The organism is Ruminococcus sp. CAG:330 (assembly GCF_000437175.1).
Classification (GTDB): Bacteria; Bacillota; Clostridia; order Oscillospirales; family Ruminococcaceae; genus Ruminococcus_C.
Genome location: NZ_FR898047.1, coordinates 26,949 through 29,305, shown reverse-complemented (window position 1 = coordinate 29,305; position 2,357 = coordinate 26,949). Strand labels below are relative to the sequence as shown.

Sequence of the window (2,357 nt, the reverse complement as noted above, 5' to 3'; positions counted from 1 at the left end):
CATCACTGCTAATGGTGATCGTATCGCCTTCCTTGGAAAACCCCACAGTGTTTCCGTTCTCATCTTTCAGCGTGATTTGATTCGCCTCCAGACTGCTGAACGCCTCGTCTTTTACTTTCCAGCCATTCAAAGAACAGCCAGCCGGCTCTTCCACGGTGATATTCCAATTGACCTTGTCATCTGAAATTCCTGTTTCATAGTCCGCCTTACCATTTTTTTGGATCGTCGGTTTTGAAAGGGAAACTTCACCCTTTGCTCCTTTCTGAACGCCATCCTTTGCAATTGTCGCAGTGTTCTCGATCTTCTGCCCATTCTGCACATGAGTGAGCCATTCTTCCCGAGACACTTCCTTTTCGAAGGTAAATGTGATCTGCTTTTCCTTTGTGTCATTGAAGGTAAATGTTTTTCCTTGAAAGCTGCCAACTCCAGCCGGCGTTACTGTAACGCCAGAAGTGTCTTCCGGAAACTGCTCATCAGTCAAAACATAACCATTCATCGACTTAGAACTATCTGTATCATTATAATAAGGATTGTCTACTGTAATTGTCCACTGAATCTTGGGATTGTCTGTGGGAGTTTTTGCGTTTTGAATTGTACCGGACTTTGCAATCTCAACTTCTTTTTCCGGAAAATCTACCTTGATTGTAATTCCGCCGATTGTCACTTCCTGATCGCCAGATGACGTATTATCTCGGTTGATCTTTCCATCAAATCTAATAAATCCAGTCATGTCACTATTGGCATGCTTATTGATATACTCTTTTGTCAACCGAATCACAATAAGACCCGACTGAGAAATGGAGTAATAGCCTGCCAATTCATTGCCATCTTTGACTTTGCAATCTTCCCCAGACTCCGGGCTTACCACAACTTTATCCGTCAGCTGATAATAAATATACGGATTTTCTTCCGTGACACTGCCCGCTTTTAAGTTGTAATTCAGTTGAACTTCTAGTTGTGTAAAATCTTTGGTTACCGGTATTTCATATGGGGCATCCACTTCTTGACCTTCATGCTTGATATTTACATTTGTAATGCGAATACCGGCATTTTCTTCTGCCGTCATAGGCTGTGCACCCGCCGGTATTTCCGTTACCGGTTCGGTAAACCATTCATTGCCATTTTCTCCCACCATCTGCACCTCACTCTCCGCCATTTCCAAAGCGGGAGCGGTTTCCTCGGTGGAACCGGTCATGCTGACTGCCGGCATAATCAAACTGCCGCACACAGAAAACGCAACCATCAGAGCCAGCATGACAGCGATCACTGCATGCTTTTTGTTTTCCCGATGCTGTTTCAAAAACTGCTGTACTCTCTGGTTGAAATTCAACATACCAATTCCTCCTGTCTGTACAAAATGGAGCATAGTTTCCTATGCGTCAGATTCTCTACGGATATCATTTTCAGATAACGTTACAGGACTTCGAATTGCTTTACGGGCCAAACCCGCAAAATCACCTTTCCGACAACGGCTTCTTCTGCCACGCATCCGACGGCGGTGGAGCGGCTGTCTACTGAAGTGGATCGGTGATCTCCCATTACGAAAATCCGTTCATCCGGCACCTGATACGGCAGCTCAATGTCGCATTCCCCCAATGCCTTTTCATTCAGGTACGGCTCTTCCAATGCTTCACCGTTCACATAGACCGTTCCCGAATCATCAATATCAATGATATCCCCTGCCACGCCAATCACACGCTTCAGCAGGATCTTATTATTAAAGTAGAAAGCAATGATATCGCCGCTCTGAAATGTGCCGCGCTTCCGACACACCACCAGTTCGTCGTTTTGCAGCGTCGGCGTCATGCTCGTTCCGGTAACTCGCAGCACCGGCAAAAACAGCATGGAGACCAAAACCGCAATGGCTGCAACCACGATCAAAGACGAGATCGTGTTTCGCAGCAGCTTTCTGTATTCTCTCCGGTATTTCGCCCGCTTCAGTTCTGCTTCCAGCTGAACCGCCGTGGGAATCTCTCGCTTCGCTTCCATGCTCATTTCGCCTCATCATCCTGCATCGATGCTTCGGCATCCGCCTGCGCCGGACACATTCGTCCCAGCTGCGCCTCCATGGTGTGCAGCAGTTCCAGAATCGCATCTGTCTTTTCCTGCCGCTCCTGTTCGGCTGCGTTCAGCTGTTCCCGCAGGCTCTCGTTTTCCTGTCTGGCAGCATCCAGTTCCCTGCGCAATTCCAGCAGGATTTCCAGCAGTTCTGTCCGCCGAAGCTTCCGAAGTTCTCTCTCCGTCATCTTGCCCATTTCCTCTTTCGATTCTTTTCAAATAGTAGAATCTTGCTCTTTTTTCATTTTACCGATTTTCCTGAGATTGGTTCCCTCAGGATGTTTCTTGTTATACTATTT

The 2,357-nt window shown here is 46.9% G+C and carries 3 protein-coding genes; all 3 read right to left on the bottom strand.

What is annotated here, in order from left to right; genetic code table 11:
- Positions 1-1,333 (bottom strand): hypothetical protein (locus tag QZL66_RS05615; RefSeq protein WP_293601887.1); only part of this gene is annotated, 1,333 nt, incomplete at its 3' end.
- A gap of 80 nt (positions 1,334-1,413) precedes the next feature.
- On the bottom strand, positions 1,414-1,989 hold the full coding sequence (gene lepB / locus QZL66_RS05610; RefSeq protein ID WP_022410754.1) for a signal peptidase I: 576 nt from the start codon (positions 1,987-1,989) through the stop codon (positions 1,414-1,416).
- Positions 1,990-1,991: 2 nt separating this feature from the next.
- On the bottom strand, positions 1,992-2,246 hold the full coding sequence (locus QZL66_RS05605) for a hypothetical protein (protein WP_022410753.1): 255 nt from the start codon (positions 2,244-2,246) through the stop codon (positions 1,992-1,994).
- Positions 2,247-2,357 lie beyond the last annotated feature (111 nt).

Coding starts and splice junctions, on each gene's coding strand:
- QZL66_RS05605 (WP_022410753.1), bottom strand. CDS start 2,246: ATGACGGAGAGAGAACTTCGGAAGCTTCGGCGGACAGAACTGCTGGAA.
- lepB (WP_022410754.1), bottom strand. CDS start 1,989: ATGGAAGCGAAGCGAGAGATTCCCACGGCGGTTCAGCTGGAAGCAGAA.